The sequence below is a fragment of the Saccharopolyspora tripterygii genome, assembly GCF_054778355.1.
In genome coordinates this window covers 551,751-575,123 of record NZ_BAAGZP010000008.1, presented here as the reverse complement: position 1 = coordinate 575,123, position 23,373 = coordinate 551,751, and the positions used below count along the sequence as shown (strand labels likewise).

Genomic DNA, 23,373 nt, shown 5'->3' with positions numbered 1-23,373 from the left:
GGCACCAGCCTACCCCGTGCGACAAGCCCCTCGGGGGCAACCGAGAACGGGGTGTCCGGTCCGGACACCCCGCTTCAGACGCGGCGCGAGACCGCGCGCGAACCAGCGATCAGGCCTCGACGAGCCAGCCCTCCTCGGACAGGACCTTGAAGGAGTTGGGCAGCACGTAGGCGGTTCCGCCGCCGACCTGGCCGTGATCGGGCTTGGCGATCCCGGTGATCGCGTCGAACGGCTGCGCGACCCGGTAGCGGCGGTAGGGCCCCGGCTCCCGTCCCGCCGGGAGGCCGCGCTGCGGCAGCGTGGTGCCCGCGACGAACGCGGTGTTGCCGGTGGGCTCGCCGAAGCGATCGATCTCGTCGCCGGGCTGCAGCCGGACCACGAACTTCTGGTCGTAGGACGACAGCGGCGGCTCGTCGGCCATCTCCGGCCACGGGCACTCGAAGTCCAGCAGCGCCTCGTCCGGCTCCCGCAGGTAGCGCTCGCGCTCGACGGTCATCGCGCCGATCAGGAAGAACCCCGCCGTCCACGGGTCCGGGAAGCGGTGTTTGGGGTTCGGCCGGTCGTCGTGCGCCTCCACCGCCCACCAGCCGTCCGGCTCCGGCCGCATGCTCCAGCCACCGCTGACCGGCTCATCGAAGCTGTAGAACCGGCTGCTCACGCCCTGAGCCGCCAGGTGCGCGCCGACCGCGACGAACGCGTCCTCCGGCCGGTGGGCCAGCATCGACGCCGGGTCGTTGGCCAGGATCAGCGACTTCGCCTCGGCGGAGCGGACGTCGGCGACCGTGGTCGGCGCCTGGTAGCGGGCGCGGCGGATGTGGTCGAGGAACTCCGGCGGCGGCGCGATGTCGTGCTCTTCGAGGTAGTAGGCCATCGCCTGCGGCCACACCCACACGCCGTCGGTGTGGAACTGCTTGGGCACCTCGGCGCCGCGCTGCGGGTCGAGCTCGTCGGCGTCGGTGGACATCGCCGACAGCACGATCTCGCCGCCGTTGAGGTAGCTGAAGACCTCGCGCTTCTCGATCCACGGCACGGCGGGCCGGAACACCTGCGGAGTGCCCTGCGGATCGCGCCCGTCGAAGACCGGCAGCATCCGCAGCGGACCGGTCGCGCCGTCCGGATAAGTGACGGAATCGACGAAGTAGTCCCAGGCCGGGGCGAGCAGCCACTGCGCGGGATCGCGGCGCGGGTAGAAGCGCAGCTCGTCGAGGTGCGCGCGGCCGTCCTCCGGCGGGTTCTGCCACTGGGGCTCGTCGAAGGAGGTTCGCAGCTCCCCGCCGGCGAAGACCGCGGAGGTCCAGGCACCCGTGCCCGGGGTGTAGCCGACGTCGCGGATCCTGCGCAGCAGCTCGAACGCCTCGTCACCCGCATCGGACTCGAAGCGGGTCCCGAGCGCGGTGCAGCGGATCTCGCCGGTGCCCGCCACGGCGCGCAGGGCCTGCAGCAGTTCCTCCAGCTGCGCGGTGCGGTCCGGGAAGGCGCCGAAGGCGGCCGGAGCCGGGAAGGGCGGGTGCACCGGGAACGGGTCACCCTGCCTGACGCTGATCAACTGTCCCCCTCAGCGGTTTCGGTGTGCGCCACCCCGTCGAGGCGGCGGCGCGGTGCCGGCTTCGGCGAGGGGAACCCGCCTGTCTCGGCACCGACGGTTGCCGGTTCGGCCGACCACGTCGGCCGAACCGGGTAACGCTCGTTCCAGTCCTGATCGGACGGCGGCTCGATGGCGGCCCGGCCGGGCTGGAAACCGCCGCGGCCGAACTCTGCCACGCAGTCCAGCGCCACCTGCTCGATGACGTCGCGCAGCTCCAGCTCGGCCAGCCAGTCCAGCGGCAGCTCCCCGACGCCCTGCAGAGCGCCGACGATGTTGCCGCAGATCGCGCCGGTGGAGTCGCTGTCGCCGTCGTGGTGCACGGCGATCTTCAGCGCCAGCTCGACGTCCTCGCCAGCGGCCAGAGCCGCGCACACCGCGATGGCCACGGCCTCCTCGCCGACCCAGCCGCCGCCGAGCGCCTCGGCGATGCGCTCAGGCGAGGGAACGCCTTCGGCAGCCAGGCCGACCGCGGCCTTGATCGCCTCGGTGGTCTCCTCGTGGTCGTCCCAGGTCTCCAGGACCTGCAGCGCCAGCCACACGCCGTCGTCGAGGCTGCGGCCGAGCAGCGCCTGCTGCACGATCACCGCCAGCGCGCCCGCCGAGTGGTAGCCGGCCGGGTGGCTGTGGGTGAGGGCCGCGGTGCGCGCCGCCAGCTCGAAGACCTCCGCCGGGTCGGTGGAGGTCAGCGACACCGGAGCCGCGCGCATCGCGCCCCCGCACCCCTTCGAGTTGTTGATCTTCTGGGTCAGCGAACCGGCCGGGTTGCCGTCGCCGAAGTCCGTCAGCGCCCGGAAGATCGTCTTGCCCGGCGCCCGCGTGCGGAACAGGTTCGGGACCTCGACCAGCCAGCCGTCGGGCAGCGGGTGGTCGTCGAGGAACGGGCCCGCGGACGCGTCCCACTCGACTCCCTGGGTGTGCAGCCAGCGCTGGTAGGCGAGCTGCACCTCGGGCAGCGGGTCCTCGGCGCCGAGCGTGCGCGCGGCGATGCTGCCGCGGATCAGCCCTTCGGCCGTGAACAGCGTCATCTGGGTGTCGTCGGTGATCGCACCGTGCACCCCGTATGCCTCGCGCAGGCCGCTGGGGCCGGTCGGGCCGAAGCGCTCGGTGATCTGAGCGGCGGTGGCGAACTCCAGGTCGGCTCCGAGCGCGTCCCCCAGAGCGCCGCCGAGGAAGCAGCCCAGGACGCGCTCGGTCAGCGACGGCGCCGCGTCTCCGGGGCCCTCGTTCTTGGCGTGCACGCGACGGCCGCCGGAGATCGGAGGGGCCTCGACGACCTGCGGTTCCGGTTCGGCCGCGTCCTCATCGTCGACGCCGGACGGCGTTGTTCCCGCTGCGGTGGCGGCGATTTCGTCCGCGACGTCCGGGACGAACGCCAGTTCACCGGTGTCGGGAACCGCTGTGGTGGCCTCGAGGTCGGCTTCCTCGACCGTCGTGACGTCGTCGTCGAGGGCGACGTCCTCGACGTGGTCTTCAGCGGTGACCGCGTCTTCGGGTTCCCGCGCCGCCTCGTCCGGCAGCCGGCTCGCCGTCGGCTCGTCCTCCGCGTCCGCCTCTTCGACCGCCTCGGTGGAGCATTCGACGTCCTCTTCGGAATCCGCGGCTTCGGCGACCCCGGTGACCTCCGGTTCGGCCGCTTCCTCGTCCGCCACGGCCTCGTCCGCCACGGCCTCTTCGACCAGGTCCGATTGCGCCACGTCCCGTTCGGGCTCGTCCTGTTCGGACTCCGGCTCGACCGCCGTGAGCCGCGCTACGGCGGGCACCGCGTCGGGCTCGGGGCTCAGGTCGATCGGCGTCGGCTCCGGCTCCGTATCGGAGTCCGCGTCGGTGAAGCGGTATTCGGGGTCGGCGTCGCGGGTGAACCGGGCGTCAGGCTCGGGCTCGTTCTCGTCGCGCTGGGGAACGGCGATGAGGTCGAAGGGGGATCCGATGCCGCTGACGTCCACCACCGTGGAGCCCTCGGGCTCGTCCGCATCCTCAACGGCCTCGACGACCTGCGCGTTCTCCGTCTCCGGCTCGATCTCGGGCTCGGGTTCAGGCGCGAGATCGACCAACGGCGTCTCGGGAACCGGCGCGGGTTCCTCGACCTCCGGTTCGGGCTCGGCGGCTTCCCCGGGGTCGAGGTCGATCGGTGTGCGCGAACGCATGTCGAGGTCGAGGGGGTTCTGCTCGCGTACCGGCTCGTCGCGGATCGCAGCGAAGACGGCGGTGGTCTCGGTCTGCTGCTCGGGTTCGCGGACCTCGGCGCGCGCGGGGAAGGTCGGTGCGCCGATCCGCGCGTCGTCCTGCGATTCGAACCGCGGAACGTCCTCCTGCACCGGCGGTTCCGGGTCGATGGGCGGTTCCGGGACCGTGATCGGTGCCGGGGCGGCGGCCGCTTGCGGCGGTGTCGTCGGCTGCGCCTGCGGCGGTGACGACGGCCGCGCAGCGGGCGGCGGGGAATCGTCCCTGATCGCCGGCATCACCATGGTCTGCTCGGCGGATCCCTCGACGGTCTTCGCTGGTCCGGCGGCGATCTGCCGGGCGCCCTGCTGCTGGGGTCCGCGCGTGTAGCGCTGCGCCCACTGGGGCGGTGGCGGCGGCGCGAACGCTTCGGCGGCGTCGCCGCACAGGGTCTCGATGACCTGGCGGAGTTCGAGCTCGTCCAGCCACGGCGCGGGAATCGCGGCGGGGCCGTGCAGCGCGCCCGCGAGCTGTCCGGCGAGCGCACCGGTGACGGCGCTGTCGGCGGAGTTGTTCACCGCGACCTGCACGGCGTCGGCGAAGGTGCGGGTGCTGCCGACGGCGGCGAGCGCGATCCCGAGCTCACCGGGCTTGTCGACGACGTCGAACTCGATGTCGATGTCGAGCGGTCCGGGTGTTCCGCCGCGCTGGCCCACGAACATGGCCGCGTGCACGGTCCGGCGCACGTCGGCGGGCACCCCGGGCACCCGGTAGGCGGCGTTGAGCCTGCGCTGGTCGGAGCTGGTGACCGCGTCCCACAACGGGATTCCGCGGATGAGCTGCGCGAGCACGTCGGCGTGCAGGCCGGCGGCGGCGATCGAGTTGGCGCCGGAGGTGAAGAGGTTCGCCACGCCCGCGCCCGCCGCGTACACGCCTTCGGGCACGTTGGACCACACCATCGCCGGGGCGGCGATCACCGGGTAGTCGGCGGATCCGTCGACTACCACCGGCGGATGCAGCACGCCGTCGGGGCCGAGCGGCGAGCGTGCCGCCATGCGTCCGAGCAGGCCCAAGGCGTTGCCCGCCGGGTTGCGGGTGGAGTAGAGCTCCCGGCGTTCCAGCAGCCAACTCGCGGGTGCCGATTCGGTCGCCGCGAACGCCGACATCGCGAACTCCCACGGCACGCCCTGGGTGTGCAACCAGCGCAGGTGGTTGGCGAAGACGAACTCGGTGGGCAGCCCGGTGCAGCCCTCGGCCTTCGCGCGCAGCAGGCCTTCGAGGGTGAACGCGGTGAGCTGGGTCAGGTCGGTGACGGCTCCGCGCCTGCCGTAGACCGGCAGGTAGTCGACGACACCGCGCGGCCCGAACCACTGCTGTATCTCGGCGGTCGTGGTGTGCCGGACGCCGGCACCGAGGGAATCGCCCACGGCGCCGCCGAGCAGCGCACCACGGAAACGATCGGCCCAGCTCAACTGTCTTTGCGGGTCGGTCATCGCCTTCTCCTCGTTGCTCACCAGGCGGGGTAGCGCTGCGCCCACGCCGGGTCCGTCGGCGGCCCCGGGCTGAACTCCGCCAGCGCGTCCTTGGCCACCGTCTCGACCAGGCCCTTCAGTTCGAGGGTCCCGAGCCAGTCCGGTGGAACGGCCCGAGTCCCGTAGAGCGCCCCGCCAATGTTGCCGCACACGATCCCCGTGGAGTCGGAGTCCCCCGAGTGGTTCACCGAAAGCAGCAGTGCATCACGCAGGTCGTCGGTGGCCAGCACGGCGTAGAGACCGATGGCGAGAGCCTGTTCACCGACCCAGCCGCCGCCCAGCTCCTGCGCGATCTCCTCGGGCGACACCGGTCCCCGCTCGGCCAGCGCGACCGCCTTGTCCAGGATCTGCAGCTGCTCCTCGTTCTCCCGCCACCGCGTCAGCAACTCCCTGGCCAACCGCACGGATTCGCGCAGCGGGACCTCGCGGATCAGCTGGTGCACGATCACCGCCAACACCCCGGCGGACAGGAAACCGCTGGGGTGGCTGTGGGTGAGCGCCGCGGTCCCGACGGCCGCGTAGAACACCTCGGCCGGATCGTTCGACCACACCGCCACCGGCGCGGCCCTCATGACACCGCCGCACCCCTTGGAGTTGTTGATCCGGTTGTGCGTCGTCGCGGAAACCCCGGTCTGCGCGAAGTTCGACAGGGCCGACATGCAGGTGCTGCCCGGAGCCCGGCTCGCGAACAGCTCCCGGTTGGTGATCAACCACCCGTCCGGCCGCTGCAGGTGCCGGGTGTAAGGCCCACCCGCAGCACGCCATTCCGGTCCCTGCGTGTGGTACCAGCGCTGGTACGCGTGCTGCACCTCGGGAACCGGATCGTTGTCCGTCGGCTGCATCCGCCGCGCCACGTGCGCCCGGATCAACCCCTCCAGCGTGAACAGCATCATCTGCGTGTCATCGGAGATCTGCGCGACGCCGTCCCGGAGCACAGGTCCGGTGATCCCGGCAGGCCCGTGCTCCCGCCGAGTCGAGTCGATGTCGTAGAACTCGATCGCGAACCCGAGCGCATCTCCCATCGCCCCACCGAGCATCGACCCGAGGAACCGCTCGTGCGCATCGATGGGTGGGGACGCGGGCTGCGACGGTGTCGGCTGAGGTTGAGCTGCTGGCTGCTCCGCACCCCGGCTCTTCTCCAGCTGCTGCTTGAGCATGGAACCCGGGATGTGCGCTTGATGCCGCGTTCCGAGGTCGAGGACGAGGTCGACCTCGTCCAGGTGCTTCTCGATGGCGGCGAGGTTGGCCCTGGTCGCGTTCTTCGCGAGGTCCGGCAGGTGCTCGACGGACGAGGCGCCCACCAGGACCAGCCCGTCGTTGAGCGGAAATGCCGACGGGTTCCCGTCTTCGGCCACGACCAACGCGAACTCGCAGTGCTCCAGCAACGTCACCAGCGAACTGCCGGAGAGGTAGCCGGTCGCATGGAGGTGCAGGTAGCTCTCCAGGTCGCTCACCGGTTCCGGGAAGCCCAGCGTCTTCGGCGAGGGCCGGTACTCGAAGTTCGGGCTGTACCGGTCGGTCAGCTCGCCCGCCTCATCCGCCCAGTACGCCCCCACGAACGCGTGTCCGGGGATCTCCTCGCGCGGACGTCCTTGGTACATGCGGTCGGGAGCACCGATCCACGAATCCGGCGCGTTCCGCGCGGCAGCACGCATCTCGTCAGTGGCCTCGGGCGCCGCGTGCATGATCGCCCGCGAACCGATCAGCATCACGTCCGCGGCGTGCGGTGAGGCGACGACGTGCACGTTGACATCAGCGAGCCGCGGCAGCAGCTTGAAGCCGTTCACCCTCGCCGTCCCGGGAGCGAAGTCAGGAACGTTGTCCTTCCTGGTGCACACCCAGATCTGCTTCTTCTCCTGACCCTTCACGGTCACCATGACGGGCTCGGGCTCGTTCTCGGAACTCACCAAGAACGACTCCGCCGTCAAGAACTCCTGGTAGACCTGGCCGATCGCCTCGGGATCATTCGCATACCGCTCGATCGCCTGCTCCAGCGCGGTCATACCCGCCCCTTCCTGGGAACTCACGGCTGCGACCCCTTCCGGTGGTTGTGGGGATCTCGGCTCGTGCTCAGCATCGTCGACAGGCCCGGCCCTCCGGCCTGATCCGCTCGTCCTTCATCGCACCCGTTCTCGACGGGGCGCAATCACCAGGCCGGGTAGCGCTGGGTCCAGGACGGATCCGTCGGCGGCCCCGGGCTGAACTCGGCGAGCATGTCGTTGGTGATGGTCTCGATCACCTCGCGCAGTTCGAGCTGCTGCAACCAGTCCTGCGGGATGCCGCGCGTTCCGTGCAGCGCACCGCCGATGTTGCCGCACACGATCCCCGTGGAGTCCGAATCGCCGGAGTGGTTCACCGAGAGGAGCAGCGCATCACGCAGGTCGTCGGTGGCCAGCACGGCGTAGAGACCGATGGCCAGCGCTTCCTCACCGACCCAGCCCTCGCCGAGCTCGCCCTTCAGCTCCTCGGGCGTCACCCGGCCTCGCTCGGCCAGCGCCACCGCGCGGTCGAGGACCTGCAGCTGCTCCTCGTGCTGCGGCCACCGCGTCAACAACTCCCGCGCCAACCGCACGGATTCGCGCAGCGGAACCTCGCGGATCAACTGGTGCACGATCACCGCCAACACCCCGGCGGACAGGAAACCGCTCGGGTGGCTGTGGGTCAGCGCAGCCGTCCGCACGGCCACGAGGAAGACCTCGCTGGGATCGTTGGACCACGCCGCCACCGGCGCAGCCCGCATGACCCCGCCGCAGCCCTTGGAGTCGTTGATCCGGTGCTGCGGAGTCGCGAAAACCCCCGTCTGCGCGAAGTTCGCCAGCGCCGACATGCAGGTGCTGCCCGGAGCCCGATTCGCGAACAACTCCCGATTGGTGATCAACCAGCCGTCCGGGTTCTGCAGGTGCTGCGCGTACGGCCCACCCGCAACCCGCCACGGCTGGTTCTGGGTGTGGAACCACCGCTGGTACGCGTGCTGCACCTCAGGAATCGGATCGTTGTCCCGAGGCTCGATCCGCCGCGCCACGTGCGCCCGGATCAACCCCTCCAAGGTGAACAGCATCATCTGCGTGTCATCCGAGATCTGCGCGACACCGTTGCGCAGAACCGGCGCGACGAGCCCGTTCTCCCCGTGATTGCGACGAATCATCCCGATGTCGTTGAACTCGATCGCATACCCCAGCGCATCACCCACCGCACCCGCGAGCATGGATCCGAGGAACCGCTCGTGCGCGTCGGGCCTGTCCTGCACTCCAGACTGCGCCGACCGAACTTCACCGGGTGCTGTCGACTGCTTGGTCAATCTCACGTCATCGGGACCGAATTCGGACATGAACGCCTCAGCAATGGACTCGAGCTGGCGGGCCGGTTCGAGCTTTCGCCGCCACAGCAGCGGAAAGGCCTCCGCCCCGTGTCGCGCACCGCTGAGAAAACCGGACACTTGCGCATTGCGGGACACGTTCCCTCCTGCGAAAGCGTGAAGCATCTCGGCCCAGCCACCAGTGTTGTGAGCTCCGAGGCAGAGTGCGCGAGCGACCACCTCCGGGCCTGAGGATCCAGTGCCGAGTTCGGCAAGCAGCCCGGGCTCGTTGAAGTTCCCGTCCGCCTCTGACAATCGGCTCAGCCTGAGACTCGTCTCGCTGCTTCCCGGCTGATCGAGCAGCAACCTCAAAAGCTGGTCCCAGCCGAGCTTGTGCCCGTTGAACGCGCGTACCAGCGCCACTGCGAGGACCCCAGCACTGGCCTGTTCCTCGGGCTCCTCGCTGACCAGTCCGGCCAGTCCAACAGCTCGCCGGAAAGCCTCCTCGTCGGAGCCGTTGATGCTGACCAACGCCGCTGGGACAGAGGCGGCAAAGCTCCCGAGCGTTCCGCCGAGGCCCATTTCCCGACCACGTGCAAGCAGAGCAGCATCGAGATCGGCGCCCCCTCGGTGTTCCGAACAGGCGGCGGTAGCAATCCTGACGCTGGCAACCAGGGCCGCACAGTTCGGTGCGCGCCACGACTGCTCCCGCATTCCGGCCAACAGCCGACCAGCACTCGTGATTCCTTGCGCTTCTGCCTCCGCACCGAGCGAATCACCAAGCGCCCCACCCACGAGCATGCCCAAGACCCGGCCGAGAACCTGGTACTGCTGCCGTGGCCAAGCCAGGGGGTTCTTCCTGTCTCCCCCGTACACCAACCCGACCTGGGTGTCGACTTCCTCGAACCACGACATGGGGAGCAAGCTCGGTCGAGCTTTGATGTCGCGCCACGCCTGAAGGGTTCTCAACTCGTTCGGGGTCAACTCACCCTCGCCGGCAAGGCCCTCGTTCATGTCTCAATCCCCCCGCTCAGAACCCTGGATAAGGTCCCGCCCATTCGGGCGTCCAGACACGTTCAGGAAGCCCGACTTGAACAGCCGCGACGTCGAAGACCAGCCGATCGACCACCTCACGAAGCTCCAACCCGTGGACCCATTCCCTTGGCAATCCTCGCTCACCATTCCGAGCGCCATGAAACCCGCCGACAAGCGGGGCCGCTGCGGGCATCACTTCCGACGTGCGACGCACTGCGGACTCGAAATCGCCATCGCGCGCCGCGACCAGCAGAGCGATGGCGAGGGCGTTCGGGGCGGCACCGTCTTCGACCAGCGCGGACAATTCGTTGCGCGAGGGCGGCGGTCCGGTCAGCTCACAAGATCGAAGCAGACGTTGAACGTTCTCGTCCGGCCACTTGGCCAGTTCCCCAATGACGACCTCGATGCCGTCGCTCAACGTACCTCCGACCAACAAGGTGTTGACCAGGACCGCGTAAGCGCCGGCACTCAGAAATGCGTCGGGATGGCCGTGCGTGAGCAAGGCATTCGCAACTGCCTGTTCGAAGACTCGCTCCGGAACGTCCGACCACGCAGCCAGAGCGATCGCCCGAGGCAGAACCGAGGGTGTCTTCGCGTCGTTAATCGGCTTCGAGAACCACCCTGACACGTACCACTCACCGAACGCGGACAGCGCCTCGACGCACACTGGGTCGGGGTCGCGACGATCGAACAGCTCTGGGACTTTGATCAGCCAACCGGTGGGTTCGGGGATCTCCTCACGGAGCTCTGCCGGTAGGGCCCTCTCCCATGGAACGCCCTGCGTGTGCAGCCATCGCACGAGTCCGAGCAGGCTGATCATGCGCGGCGTGAGCCTCTTGGTTTGACGCAACGCGGTCTCCGTGCGAACGACCGCGTCGAAGCTGAACAACATCATCTGAGCCGATGAGCTCAGCCGTCCGTGCACCACCATGTCCGCCAGCACGGATTCCAAGGCGGCACTGGGAAAGTGCGTCCCGATCCCGTGGAACGCGGACACGTCTTTGATCGCCTTGTCATAACGCACTTCACGGCAGAAGTCGTCACTTCTGCGCCCGAAGACCCTCCGCACTCGCTCGGCATCCCAGTATCGAGCGACGCGCTTGCCGTTCCGCCACTCGCTGTCCTCCGTCGCCTCCAAACGGCCACGAGTCTCCAGAACCACTCGCTCGTCAAGAGTAAGGAGTTCGTCGAACTTCGCAGTCAACGCCGCGCTCGGCCGCTGGCGCGCGCCCATCACTCACCCCGTCCACGGTCGATCAGGTGAATTTTCCACTCGCCCGAATCAGGATCAAAGTACTGCTTCGACACCTCGAACCGGTTGCCATCCGGCCAGACGATTTCCCGCTCATCAGGATTCATGAACTCCAGGTCCTTGGCCCAACGCGGATCGTCAATGATGAACTGAACCCTCTGCTTGCCCGTAGCCTTGCCAAATTCGTCCAGCGGAGCGTCCTTGCTGGCACTGGTGAAACCGTTCTCAGTAACCGTGGCACCTGGCTTGTACCGGTCCAACAGCGCCTCGAGCTCATCGGGTTCGACCCCGATGTTGCGATACGCGGTTGGACCAGAGAAGTCCGGCATCTGGTTGAGCGCACTGCGCAGAACCTTGATCTCTTCCGCCAGGTACGGCAAGTCGATCGTGTCCAGGTCCCGCAAGGCACGGTTGATCGTGATTGCGTCCTCACCCACATAACGTCGGAGGCCCACGGCATCGACATCGTGGAGGTGGTTCAGTTGCGGGAATTTTGCGCGCAATTCGGCGACAGCCTCCGCGAACGTCCGGTCGCGCAAGCGGCTTGCCTCCATGCGTTCTTGGTAGACCCGACGATCCTCGTCCGTTGCCCGGAACGACGGCTTCTGCTCACCGACCACATCAAGCGGTTCGGGCTTCTCCGGACTCGACTCGTACGGGTCGGGAGTGTCCTGCAGATGATCCGGGCCGCGTTCCGACGGATCCGGATAATGCGTTTCCCGCCCAGGTGAACCAGTTTCGGGGGCGTCGGACGCTTCACCTGCCCCAAGTATTTCCTGGATCCTGGACGGCTTCGACACGTCGCCAACATCGCTCGGCTCGTCGAAGTCAGGGAGCGTCTTGGGAGGGCCCTCCGGCGCCGAGCCTGGTGTCCCGTCACTCGAGTGGTAGCGCTCCGTATGCGTCGGAGTGATGCCCAGGCATTCCCACGACTCGCGAGGGCTCCGTTGGGGACCAGGGTTCGGGTGATCGAAATCCTGTGAAGGACGTGAATCCACGTCGTGATTTGAGCCCGTCAGCTCAGGCGAGTCCCCCTTCAGGGACTCCGAATCCAAGTCCGACCGCCATGGGGTGCCCGACGGCCCTTCCGGCGAAGAAGCCGGTTCAGGACGAGAGGGAGCGAAGTCGTTGTGAACCGCTTGCTCGTGCCCCACGTCCGTCGAGGGTTTTTCGCGCGTTGAGGGCTTCTCGGTGGCGACCGGCTCGGAGTCGGCCACGCTCCGAGGAACGCTCGGGGTCTGTGGCTTTTCGGGCGATGGCGGGCGACTTGCCGGACCGAACTCACTTCGCGAACCGCCAGCTCGCGCGTGGGGAGAGCCTGTTGAAGGTGTCTCCGGGGAGGCAACGCGCGGAGCCTCCGGACGCGGAGGTGGACCGGGCGGAGCGGGCCGCTGGACGTTCGGATTCGGAGCCGCCGAACGCGACTGAGCCGGGTCCTGTGTCCTCGGGGCGCTGTGCGGCGCGGAGCCGCTCGGAGTCTGGGACCGAGGAGCTTGCTGGGGCGTGGGAGTGTTGGCGCGCATTCCGGGCTGGTGCCCTGATTGCGGTGGACGCGAGGGCGGACTCGCTTGAGTTCCCTGCGGCGATGAAGGCGCGCGTCCACCCAGCTGCTGCGGTGCACCCGGGCCCGCAGAGCGTGACGGATGAGGCCCGTAGGGAGCCGGGCCCGCAGGACCACCGCTCTGCTGACGCGGTGGCTGCACTTGACCACCGTGCGGCTGCTGCGAAGCAGGGGCTTGGCCACCCTGTCGCGGATGGCCGTTGTGCTGGTGTGGCGGGAAAGACCCCTGCGGTTGGGGCGCCTGCAGGTTGTAGCCGCCGTTCTGCGGGAAACCCGGCTGTGGGTTCTGTTGCGGGTGTTGGGGCCCTTGTGGCTGGTGAGACTGTTGCGGCCGCCCGTTCGGGTACTGCTGGGGTGGCGCCGAGGGCCGGGGCGGCCCCTGGTGGGGGGCGAAGTTCTGCTGCGGCGAGACGTTCCCGTACTGCGGCAAGCCCTGCCCCTGGGGACCGAAGTGTTGCCCCTGCGGGACGTTTCCCTGCTGCGGGAAGTGCTGCTGCGGCGGGAATTGACCCGGCGGCGGGCCGTAGCTTCCCGGCGGAGGGCCGTACTGCCCCGGCGGAGGGCCGTAGTGCCCCTGGGGAGGGCCGTAGTGCCCCTGGGGAGGGGCGTTGCTGTAGTTGTGGCCGGTGACGGGGTCGGCTGAGAAGTCCTCGTCCTTGCGGCGGCCGAAGATTCCGCGCATGCGGGCGCCTTCGGCTTGGATGCCGTGGCGGACCCATTCTGGTCGGTGGCCTGGTGGGTAGGGGCTGCTGTGGACGGCTTTGGTGCCGTCGGGACGGAACGCGGTCCACTCGCCCGGGGAGTCGAGCCTGGGTTTGGGGGTTCCGGGCTCGTTCTTGTCGAACTTGGCGCTGGACTCGTTGGCGTAGATGTTGCCGTAGTTGTCGACCCAGGCGTTGGTGTTGGGGGCGAGGACCTCGACGCCGAGTTCCTCGGAGAGCTGCTGGGCGAAGTTCTTGGAACCGTCGGGGACGTCGGCACCGGTCTCGCAGGAGACCAGGCGGATCGGGGTGCCGTCCTTGTAGCCCGAGGAGCCCCTGATGATCTCGGCGAGTTCCTTGGCGTCCAGGTCGTTGCCCTTGAACTTCACGCCGTTCGGGCTGCCGTGCATCTCGATGGTGAAGCGGTTCGGGTCCACCGAGCACCTGGGGCGCTTGTGCGCCCAATCGGCCCGGCCGAAGTAGTCCTTCACCGGGGGTTTGGTGAACGACAGGCCAGCGCCGGTCGCCTCGATGTCCCGAACGGACGAACCGAGCTTGCCCCGGAGTTCCGGTGAGATGTCGAGGCGCGGAGTGTGCTCGACCATGTGGTGCCCGGCCTGCCACTGGTCCTTCGGCGGGGTCTCGGCCGCCATCGAATCCGAGGTCGAGATCTTCGGCGAGTCGGGTTTGGGCTGCTCAGGAAGGCTGTTCGGCGTTTCCCGCGTGCGCTGGGCCGGGATCGGCGTGCGCGGTGAGTCGGCCGTGCGCAGCTGCTCCGGGCGCGGCGGGGCGACCTGCTGCCGTTGAACGGGCGTGCCGTGCCTGGCCGGGGTGTGCGGCGCGTCGGGCCGAGCGGACCGCATCGGAGCCGGGGCGTGCGGGGCCTGGCGGGGCATCGGCGACCCGCCCCTCGGGGCGTGCGGGTGCGCGGGTCCGGGGTTGTTCGGGCGCGGGCCCGGAGGGTGGCTCGGAGAGCGCGGCGTCCGGGGCGCGTGGGACGAGAGGTCCCTGGCAGCGCCCGGATGCCCCGAGCTGCCGGTCCAGCCTCCCTGTCCGCCCTGACGTCCGCCGCGCGGGGAGGGCGTTCCGCCGCCGGGGGCCGACGGGCCCCCAGGCGCGTTCGCCCCTCCCGCCGGGGCTGCCCCCGACGGCTGATCCGGGCGCGGCGTCGACGGAGCCGACTGCGGCGCAGCGGTTTCCGGTGGCCTGGCCGGAGCATCAACACCGGCGGCCGAGGTGTGCGCGGGCTCCCGCGGAACGTCGGGGGTGTGCGTGCCCGTGCCACCGGAACCGGAGCCGCTGGACTGGCTCTGCCCGGACGGGACCGAATCCGATTGGCCTCCAACAGAATTCGACGACTCGGACCGAGGGTGCGCACCGGAATCCGGGCCGGTCTCCTGGCGCGCTCCAGACTCGGAGCCCGGGCTCGAATCCGTGCGAGCCTGCGTCCCCGAACCAGGATCAGCGCTCGAATCAGCACGAGCCTGCGGGCCGGAATCGGAGGAAGGATCGGGACGGGCCTGCGGACCCGCATCGGAGTTCGTCGAGCCACCGAGTCCCGAACCGGAATCGGAGTCGGTGCGCGACGAACCACCCGAGCTCTGGCCGGCGTCGCCGTGCGACTGCGAGCCCGAGCCCGCATCCGTCCGGCCCGGTTCCGCCTCGGTGCGCCCACCAGGGGACGAGCCGCCCGAACCCGGTTCGGAACGCGAACCGCTGGGGTCCCCGGCGGATTCCGACCGCGCCGAGGGCGGCGCATCACCCGGCGACGACGCCCCCGGTGCACCCGAGGAACCCGACCCACCGGAGCCGGAAGTCGAGGACGAACCTCCCGAGCCGCCACCGGATCCGGAGTCACCCCCGGAGTCGACGCCGTCGGCCGCGTCCGGTCCGCCCATCCTGGCGTTGCGCCGACCGACGACGTCGGTGCCGAAGGTGTCGTCGACCTTCTTCCACGTCTTCGCCGCCAGGTGTTCGGCGACGTCGAGCTTGTCGGCGACCTTCCCGATCCCCCCGGCAGCGGACTTCCCCATGTCGCCGAGGGTCTTCATGATGTCGCCGAAGACCTCGGTGAGCTTGGCCAGCTTCGGCGAGACGTTGCTGATCGTCCTGGTCAGCTTCGTGACGATGTCGACGATCTTCGTGACGGTCTTCGAGATGAACGCGACCGCCTGCGGGATCACCCAGGCCAGCGAGGCGATCGGCGGCAGCACGGCTTCCAGCGCGTAGGTGATCAGCCGCGAGACGCAGTCGGCCACCAGGTCGCGGACGAACTCCCGGACGAACGAGACGACCTCGCCCATGATCGTCACGACCGAGCTGATGGTGCCCGCCAGCTTCGCCGCACCGGTGAGCGCTTCGCCCTTCTCCGCGGCGGTCTTGCGGTAGGCGTCGCCCGCGGCGCCGGACCAGTCCGCGGTGTCGGCCTTGACGGCGGCGTTGTACTGCTCGGCGGCCTCGCTGACCGCATTCGAGACGTTCTCCCAGGTCTTGCCGTAGGCCTCGACGCCGTCGGGGTCGCCGGCGAACCAGTCGAGCGCTTCCTTGAGCGGCTGGACGTGCTCGATCAGCCAGGACAGGCCGTAGGACAGCAGGGTGCCGATGGGGTCGACGGCGGCGCTGATCGCCTCCATCGCGAGCCCGCCGTAGGCGAGCCCGGACTCGACCCAGCTGGAGCCCTCGTTGAGGCTGGAGACGTCGTTGACGGACTCCGCGATGCCGATTCCGGTTGCCCAGCCCGCGTCACCGGTGCCCTTGGTGATGAAACCGTCGTTGCTCTCGGGCTGCTGCGCGACGAGCGGGTTGCTCACGGCTGCACCCCGCGGATCAGCTCGCTGTTGTGGTCGTCGACCTGCTGGTAGTCCTCGGCACTGGCGCGGACGTTGTCAGCGATCTCCTGCATCGAGGTCACGGCCGTGCGCAACGCCTCGACGCCGATCTGCTCGACCGGGTCGATCATCCACGCGAAGGGTCGGCACAGGATTCCGTAGGCGTCGTTGTCCAGCGAAACCTGCTGCGCCGCATCGATCGCGGTACCCAGCTGATCAACCACACCATCCACTTTGGACGCGTGGGTGCGCAGGTTCTCGATGACGACGTTCATCTCGTCAGGCATGTGTCATCCCCGTTCAGCGCAGGAAGGAGCCGTTGCCGAAGTCCTCGTCGTCGAAGTCGTCCGGCTTGCGACGGCCGGGCGCCTGCTGACGACGCGGCGCCGGGGACTCGTCCTCGACGGAGGTCCGGATCTCGTTCGCCCGGGTCCCGCGCGGCGGTCCCTCCTCCGGCGGCGGTTCCGGGAAGTGCCTGCGCGCCTGGCCGAGCACGTGCTGAGCGGCCGAGTCGGCGAGCCCCACGGTGTCCTCGACGGCCTGCTCCATCTGACCCGGGATCTTGGCCTGCGCCTGCTGCACCAACCGCATGATCTCCGAGGCCAGCCTGGGCATCGGGCGGTTGCTCGCGTTGTCGGCGAGCTGCAGGTTCTGCAGCATCCCGGACGAGGCCACCGTCACCTGGATCGCGCCGTCGCGCGTCGACTCGGTCACCGAGATGCTCTCGACCTGCTGCTGAAGCCGGTTGAACTTCTCCGCCTTCTCCTGCGCCCGGTCCTGCCAATCCCGGACCATCCGCTCGGCGGCACCGATGTCCCTGCCGAAGTCCTCCGCCACAACACTCCCCGTAGATCCCGTCCAGCGGATCAGGAGATTATCAACCGATCGTGGGGCGGGAGGTCCGTTCGGCGGCCTTCCGGTCGAGGCGAGGATCACGGTTGCCAGATGCCGGCCGACCGCGCCCGCGCGGGAGCCGATCGGACGCTCCGCCACGCCCACCGCAGGGCGGACCGAGCCCCGCGGCAGGCATTAAGGTCGGGGTCGTGACGGTTGGATGGTGCGCTGAGCTGGTTCGCCCGGACAGCAAGCAGCTGACCGAGTCCCTGCGAGCCGCGATCCGGGACGGATCGCTGGCCGCCGGCAGCCGGGTCCCCTCGACCCGATCGCTGGCCCACGACCTCGGGATCGCCCGCGGCACCGTCACCCGCGCCTACAACCAGCTGGTCGCCGAAGGCTTCCTCGTCGCCAGGCAGGGCGCGCCGACGGTCGTCGCCGAGCTGCTCGCAGCACCCGCGCCTCCCGACGCACCCGAACCCGCGCAGCCCGACGTGGCTCGCTGGGACTTCCGCCCGGGACGGCCGAACCTGAGCTCGTTCCCCCGCCGGGACTGGCTCGCCGCGAGCCGCAGGGCGTTGCGCGACGCCCCCACCGACGACCTCGACTACGGCGACCCGCAGGGGCACCCCCGGCTGCGCGAAGCCCTCGCCGGCTATCTCGCTCGGGAGCGGGCGGTGGCGACCACGGCGGGCAACATCATCGTCTGCAACGGCTACACGCAGGCGTTGTCGCTGCTCAGCAATGCCCTTGCCGACCACGGCGAGACTTCCATCGACTTCGAGGACCCGTCGGCGCCGCACCTGTGGGACATCCCGGCCGGGTTCGGGATGTCGGTGCACGGCATCCCCGTGGACGGCGAGGGCATCGACGTGTCGATGGTGCGCAGTCGTGCCGTGGTGGTCACGCCCGCGCACCAGTTCCCGCTCGGCGTCAGCATGAGCTCCGGGCGGCGGGCGGAGCTGGCTCGGCGGGCCAGGGACGAGGACCTGCTGGTCATCGACGACGACTACGACGGCGAGTTCCGCTTCGACCGGCAGCCGATGGGATCGCTGCAGGGGATGGCCCCGGAGCACGTCGTCTACGCGGGCACGGCGAGCAAGACCCTCGCACCCGCGCTGCGCCTGGCCTGGCTCGCGCTGCCGACGCGGCTGGTGGCGCCGGTGCGCGACCTCAAGCGGCAGAGCGGACTGCACGCACCTCTGTTCGAACAGCTGGCCATGGCGGAGCTGATCCTGTCGGGGGCCTACGATCAGCACGTCCGCCGATCGCGCGCCACCTACCGGCACCGCCGCGAGCAGCTGGGCGAAGCCCTGCGCGGGATGCGCGCGAACCACCGGCCTCACCCGGCAGGGATCTCGGCGGGCCTGCACGTGACCTTGCAGCTGGATCCGGAGGGACCCACGGAACTCGAAGTTCTCGACAGGGCTCGGCGGCACTCGGTGGAGCTCCAGACGCTGGGACCGCACTGGGTCAGCCGCGGTGCGCACCCGCCCGGCGTGATCGTCGGGTACGCCGCACCGTCCGACCGCGCGTTCCGCCCCGCACTGCAAGCACTGGTCACCGTCCTCGAACGATGACCGGATCGGGCGACACTTCCGCGCGCCCGACGTGTCGCCAGGACAACTGGGGAACACTTGTTCTATATTGGTGTCCCCTCCCGCGATAAACAGGAGACTGAGTTGACCGAAGAGCAGACCACCCCGGCCGAGAGCAACGGCGCCGACAGCACGGCGCCCTCCGCTGTCGCGACCGAGGCCACTTCGTCCGAATCCCAGGCGTCGGCGGCCACCGAGGGCTCCGAGGCTCCGAAGAAGCGCCAGACCCGCAAGAGCACGGCGAAGAAGACCCGCACGGTCGAGCTCACCCTCACGGTCACCGGCACCGCCGACGGAGAGTGGCAGGCCGACCTGATGCACCAGGGCAAGCGGGTCGTGCAGGCCCTGCCCGTCGCCGCCGCCGCGGTGTCCAAGGCCGCCGCCGAGCTCAACTCGGAGATCTCCGAGACAATCGAGGGCGTCATCAACGAGGCCCGCCAGCAGCACGAGGCCAAGCTCGCCGAGCTCGAAGCCGAGGTCGAGCGGGTCCGCAAGGCCCTCGCCGACCTCGAAGCCTGACCCGCAGAACTCCCGGGGCGCCGTGGTCCCCTCCCAGGCACGGCCCCCTGGACATGAAGAAGCCCCTGCCAAGCAGGGGCTTTTTCATGTCCCGAAGTCAACGAAATGATCAACAGCGGTTCCGCTCGCCGGTGGCTCTGGACTAGCTTCCGAGGCATGAGTCCAGTCCCCGCGGAACAGACGCTCCCCATGCCCAAGGTCGAGGCGGAAGCCCTCGCCGACTACTACGACACCCAGTCGCAGTCCGCACCTGCCGACAGCGCGCCCGACGAACCCCGCAGCTAGAGGATCGACGCGGCCTCACCGCCGTCAGCACCGCAGGCCAGCTGAGCAGCAGATCCGCTGCGAGCCAGGTCGGACACCGGCAGCGACGTCCTCTTCAGCGCACAACCGCTAGTAATAGCGCACAACAGCATCGAGCACGATCACCCGCTGAACCACGAGAAAGCGCCCCCTGCCCGGAGGAGTCGGGCAGGGGGCGCTTGGTCACTCAGGACTTCAGCGGTAGTCGCGGCCGAAGTCGTAGTCGTCCAGCGGGACGGCCGCACCGGTGCCGGCGCCGAACACATCCGGGGTGTAGTAGCTGTCGTCGTAGGACGGGATCGCGTAGGCCGCGGCCCGTGCCTCCTCGGTCGGCTGCACCTGGATGTTGCGGTACCGGTTGATGCCCGTACCAGCCGGGATCAACTTACCGATGATCACGTTCTCCTTCAGGCCGACCAGCTTGTCACTCGCGCCCTCGATAGCGGCGTTGGTGAGGATGCGGGTCGTCTCCTGGAAGGAAGCCGCCGACAGCCACGACTCGGTGGCCAGCGACGCCTTGGTGATGCCCATCAGCACCGGACGGCCGGACGCCGGGTCCCCGCCTTCGGCGACGACGCGGCGGTTCTCCGACTCGAACTGCGAGCGCTCGACCGGCGAACCGGGCAGGAACTCGGTGGCACCCGAGTCGATGATGATGACCCGGCGCAGCATCTGGCGGACGATCGTCTCGACGTGCTTGTCGTGAATGCCCACACCCTGCGACCGGTACACCTCCTGCACCTCGTTCACCAGGTGCAGCTGGGCCTCGCGCGGGCCCATCACGCGCAGCACCTCGTGCGGGTCGACCGCACCTTCGAGCAGCTGCTGACCGACCTCGACGTGGTCGCCGTCGGTGATCTGCCGCTCGGTGCCGTCGACCGAGATCGCCGCGAGCCGCTGACGCTTGGACAGCTTGTCGTAGACGATCTCCTCGCCGCCGTCGTCCGGAATGATCGTGATCTTCCAGTAGCGGTCGTTGTCCTCCATGCGGATGCGCCCGGAGGTGTCGGCGATCGGGGCCTTGCCCTTCGGCACGCGGGCCTCGAACAGCTCCTGCACACGCGGCAGACCGGTGGTGATGTCGTCACCCGCGACACCGCCCTGGTGGAAGGTGCGCATCGTCAGCTGCGTGCCGGGCTCACCGATGGACTGGGCGGCGACGATGCCGACGGCCTCGCCGACGTCCACCAGCTTGCCGGTGGCCATCGAGCGGCCGTAGCAGACCGAGCAGACCCCCACGCCGGACTCGCAGGTCAGGACGCTGCGGACCTTGACCTTCGTGACCTTGGCGGCGAGCAGCTTCTCGATCGCCGGGTCGCCCAGGTCCGACCCGCGAGCCAGCACGATGTTGCCGTCGGCGTCGGTGACGTCCTCGGCGGTCGTGCGGGCGTACACGCTGGTCTCGACGTACTGGTGACGGATCATCCGGCCGTCGTGCAGCACCTCGGCGATCGGCATCTTGACACCGCGCTCGGTGCCGCAGTCGGTCTCGCGGACGATGACGTCCTGCGAGACGTCGACCAGACGACGGGTCAGGTAGCCCGAGTCGGCGGTGCGCAGCGCCGTGTCGGCCAGACCCTTGCGAGCACCGTGGTTGGAGATGAAGTACTCCAGCACGGACAGGCCCTCGCGGAAGTTCGCCTTGATCGGGCGCGGGATGTACTCACCCTTGGGGTTCGACACCAGACCACGCATACCGGCCAGCTGAACGACCTGGGTCATGTTACCGGCCGCCCCGGACTTCACGATCGTGCTGATCGAGTTGTCCTCGGGGAAGTTGGTCTCCATGGCCTCGGCGACCTCGTCCTTGGCCGCCGTCCAGACCTTGACCAGCTCGGCGTTGCGCTCCTGGTAGGACAGCGCACCTCGGCGGTACCGCTTCTCGACCTGGTCGGCCTTGGTCTCGTAGCTGTCGAGGATCTCGGTCTTGTTCGGCGGCACGACCACGTCGGTGATCGACACGGTCACACCGGAACGGGTGGCCCAGTGGAAACCGGCGTCCTTCAGCTTGTCCAGCGTCTGGGCGACGGTGACCATCGGGTACCGCTCGGCGAGGTCGTTGACGATCGCGGCCTGCTTCTTCTTCGGCAGCAGGTCGTCGACGAACGGGTAGTCCTCGGGCAGCAGCTCGTTGAACCAGACGCGGCCCAGCGTGGTCTCGGCGATCCACTGCTGACCCGGCTCCCAGCCCTCCGGCATCTGCTCGGCGTTGGGGACGAGGTCCCGCAGCCGGATCTTGACCTTGGCCTGCAGGTCCAGCACGCCGCGGTCGAAGGACATGATCGCCTCGCCGACCGACGAGAACGCGAGGCCTTCGCCCTTGGCGCCCTCGACCAGGCGGGTCAGGTGGTACAGGCCCGTGACCATGTCCAGACGCGGCATCGCCAGCGGCCGGCCGGAGGCCGGCGACAGGATGTTGTTGCTGGACAGCATCAGGACCCGGGCCTCGGCCTGGGCCTCGGCCGACAGCGGCAGGTGGACCGCCATCTGGTCACCGTCGAAGTCCGCGTTGAACGCCTCGCAGACCAGCGGGTGCAGCTGGATGGCCTTGCCCTCCACCAGCTGCGGCTCGAAGGCCTGGATGCCGAGGCGGTGCAGCGTGGGAGCGCGGTTGAGCAGCACGGGGTGCTCGGCGATGACCTCTTCCAGCACGTCCCACACCTGCGGGCGCTGGCGCTCCACCATCCGCTTGGCGGACTTGATGTTCTGCGCGTGGTTGAGGTCGACCAGCCGCTTCATGACGAAGGGCTTGAACAGCTCGACGGCCATTTCCTTCGGCAGACCGCACTGGTGCAGCTTCAGCTGCGGGCCGACGACGATGACCGAACGGCCCGAGTAGTCGACTCGCTTGCCCAGCAGGTTCTGGCGGAAACGACCCTGCTTGCCCTTGAGCAGGTCGGACAGCGACTTCAGCGGCCGGTTGCCCGGGCCGGTGACCGGACGTCCGCGACGGCCGTTGTCGAACAGCGCGTCCACGGACTCCTGCAGCATCCGCTTCTCGTTGTTGACGATGATCTCGGGAGCACCGAGGTCGATCAGTCGCTTGAGGCGGTTGTTGCGGTTGATCACGCGGCGGTACAGGTCGTTGAGGTCGGAGGTCGCGAAGCGACCACCGTCGAGCTGCACCATCGGACGCAGGTCCGGCGGGATGACCGGCACGCAGTTGAGCACCATGCCGCTCGGGTCGTTGCCGGTGGCCTGGAAGGCCGCCACGACCTTGAGCCGCTTGAGGGCGCGCAGCTTCTTCTGGCCCTTGCCGCTGCGGATGGTCTCGCGCAGCGACTCGGCCTCGGCGCCGATGTCGAAGTTCGCCAGCAGGGTCTGGATGGCCTCCGCGCCCATGCCACCGGTGAAGTACTCGCCGTACCGGTCGTAGAGCTCGCGGTAGAGCGACTCGTCGGCGATGAGCTGACGAGGCTCCAGCTTGGTGAAGGTGTCCCAGATCTCGTCGAGCTTGTCGAGCTCGCGCTGCGCGCGGTCGCGCAGCTGCTTCATCTCGCGCTCGGCGCCTTCCTTGACCTTGCGGCGCTGGTCGCTCTTGGCGCCCTCGGCCTCGAGCGCGGCCAGGTCGGACTCGAGCTTCTGGGCCCGGGCCTCCAGGTCGGCGTCGCGCTGGTCGGCGACCCGCTTGCGCTCGACGCTGATCTCGCTCTCGAGCGTGGACAGGTCGTTGTGCCGCAGCTCGGTGTTCACACCGGTGATCACGTAAGCCGCGAAGTAGATGATCTTCTCGAGGTCCTTCGGGGCCAGGTCCAGCAGGTAGCCCAGCCGCGACGGAACGCCCTTGAAGTACCAGATGTGCGTGACCGCGGCGGCCAGCTCGATGTGGCCCATCCGCTCACGACGCACCTTGGCGCGGGTGACCTCGACACCGCAGCGCTCACAGATGATGCCCTTGAAGCGGACCCGCTTGTACTTGCCGCAGTAGCACTCCCAGTCCCGGGTCGGACCGAAGATCTTCTCGCAGAAGAGCCCGTCCTTCTCCGGCTTCAGGGTTCGGTAGTTGATGGTCTCGGGCTTCTTGACCTCGCCGTACGACCACTGGCGGATGTCGTCGGCCGTGGCGAGGCCGATGCGGAGTTCATCGAAGAAGTTGACGTCAAGCACGTCGGGTCTTCTCCCTTGGTCGAATGGTGCTTCCCCCGGGTGCCACCGGTTGAAGCAAGTGCC

12 protein-coding genes and 1 pseudogene are annotated in these 23,373 nt (G+C 69.0%); 3 read left to right on the top strand and 10 right to left on the bottom strand.

The genetic code is table 11. The annotated features are described in order from the left end of the window. Nucleotides 1-109 precede the first annotated feature (109 nt). The 9 genes and pseudogenes from ACYVF3_RS08200 to ACYVF3_RS08160 all read right to left on the bottom strand — a co-directional run bounded on the left by ACYVF3_RS08200 (nucleotide 110) and on the right by ACYVF3_RS08160 (nucleotide 16,786). On the bottom strand, nucleotides 110-1,546 hold the full coding sequence (locus ACYVF3_RS08200) for a TNT domain-containing protein (RefSeq protein WP_461153575.1): 1,437 nt from the start codon (nucleotides 1,544-1,546) through the stop codon (nucleotides 110-112). After that, on the bottom strand, nucleotides 1,543-5,238 hold the full coding sequence (locus ACYVF3_RS08195) for an ADP-ribosylglycohydrolase family protein (RefSeq protein ID WP_461153574.1): 3,696 nt from the start codon (nucleotides 5,236-5,238) through the stop codon (nucleotides 1,543-1,545). Before ACYVF3_RS08195 ends, ACYVF3_RS08200 begins: the two co-directional genes overlap by 4 nt. A 17-nt stretch (nucleotides 5,239-5,255) precedes the next feature. Next, a complete protein-coding gene (locus ACYVF3_RS08190) occupies nucleotides 5,256-7,280 on the bottom strand; it encodes a type VII secretion system-associated protein (RefSeq protein WP_461153573.1) in 2,025 nt (674 codons plus the stop codon). 143 nt (nucleotides 7,281-7,423) lie between these two features. Then, a complete protein-coding gene (locus ACYVF3_RS08185) occupies nucleotides 7,424-8,524 on the bottom strand; it encodes an ADP-ribosylglycohydrolase family protein (protein WP_461153832.1) in 1,101 nt (366 codons plus the stop codon). 153 nt (nucleotides 8,525-8,677) lie between these two features. Further along, a pseudogene (locus ACYVF3_RS08180) lies at nucleotides 8,678-9,154 on the bottom strand (ADP-ribosylglycohydrolase family protein); the annotation flags it as partial. Nucleotides 9,155-9,602: 448 nt separating this feature from the next. Then, nucleotides 9,603-10,841 carry an ADP-ribosylglycohydrolase family protein gene (locus tag ACYVF3_RS08175; protein ID WP_461153572.1) on the bottom strand — a complete coding sequence of 413 codons (1,239 nt, stop codon included), beginning with the start codon at nucleotides 10,839-10,841 and terminating at the stop codon, nucleotides 9,603-9,605. Then, nucleotides 10,841-15,931, bottom strand: coding sequence for a WXG100-like domain-containing protein (locus ACYVF3_RS08170; RefSeq protein WP_461153571.1), 5,091 nt, complete (start codon nucleotides 15,929-15,931; stop codon nucleotides 10,841-10,843). Before ACYVF3_RS08170 ends, ACYVF3_RS08175 begins: the two co-directional genes overlap by 1 nt. Further along, a complete protein-coding gene (locus tag ACYVF3_RS08165) occupies nucleotides 15,928-16,236 on the bottom strand; it encodes an ESX-1 secretion-associated protein (RefSeq protein ID WP_461153570.1) in 309 nt (102 codons plus the stop codon). The genes ACYVF3_RS08170 and ACYVF3_RS08165 overlap by 4 nt, the downstream gene beginning before the upstream one ends. Nucleotides 16,237-16,249: 13 nt before the next feature. Continuing rightward, on the bottom strand, nucleotides 16,250-16,786 hold the full coding sequence (locus tag ACYVF3_RS08160; protein ID WP_461153569.1) for a YbaB/EbfC family nucleoid-associated protein: 537 nt from the start codon (nucleotides 16,784-16,786) through the stop codon (nucleotides 16,250-16,252). A 206-nt stretch (nucleotides 16,787-16,992) separates the two neighbouring features. Between ACYVF3_RS08160 and pdxR the strand changes: the two genes are divergently transcribed. The 3 genes from pdxR to ACYVF3_RS08145 all read left to right on the top strand — a co-directional run bounded on the left by pdxR (nucleotide 16,993) and on the right by ACYVF3_RS08145 (nucleotide 19,185). Next, entirely contained in the window at nucleotides 16,993-18,363 is a 1,371-nt protein-coding gene (gene pdxR, locus ACYVF3_RS08155) for a MocR-like pyridoxine biosynthesis transcription factor PdxR (RefSeq protein ID WP_461153568.1), read from the top strand. A 102-nt stretch (nucleotides 18,364-18,465) separates the two neighbouring features. After that, a complete protein-coding gene (locus ACYVF3_RS08150) occupies nucleotides 18,466-18,900 on the top strand; it encodes a DUF6319 family protein (RefSeq protein ID WP_461153567.1) in 435 nt (144 codons plus the stop codon). 156 nt (nucleotides 18,901-19,056) lie between these two features. Continuing rightward, nucleotides 19,057-19,185, top strand: coding sequence for a hypothetical protein (locus ACYVF3_RS08145; protein WP_461153566.1), 129 nt, complete (start codon nucleotides 19,057-19,059; stop codon nucleotides 19,183-19,185). A 213-nt stretch (nucleotides 19,186-19,398) separates the two neighbouring features. On the opposite strand, the gene ACYVF3_RS08140 is transcribed toward ACYVF3_RS08145, so the two are convergent. Further along, nucleotides 19,399-23,310 (bottom strand): DNA-directed RNA polymerase subunit beta', encoded by a 3,912-nt coding sequence (locus ACYVF3_RS08140; protein WP_461153565.1) that lies wholly within the window; start codon nucleotides 23,308-23,310, stop codon nucleotides 19,399-19,401. Nucleotides 23,311-23,373: the final 63 nt, after the last annotated feature.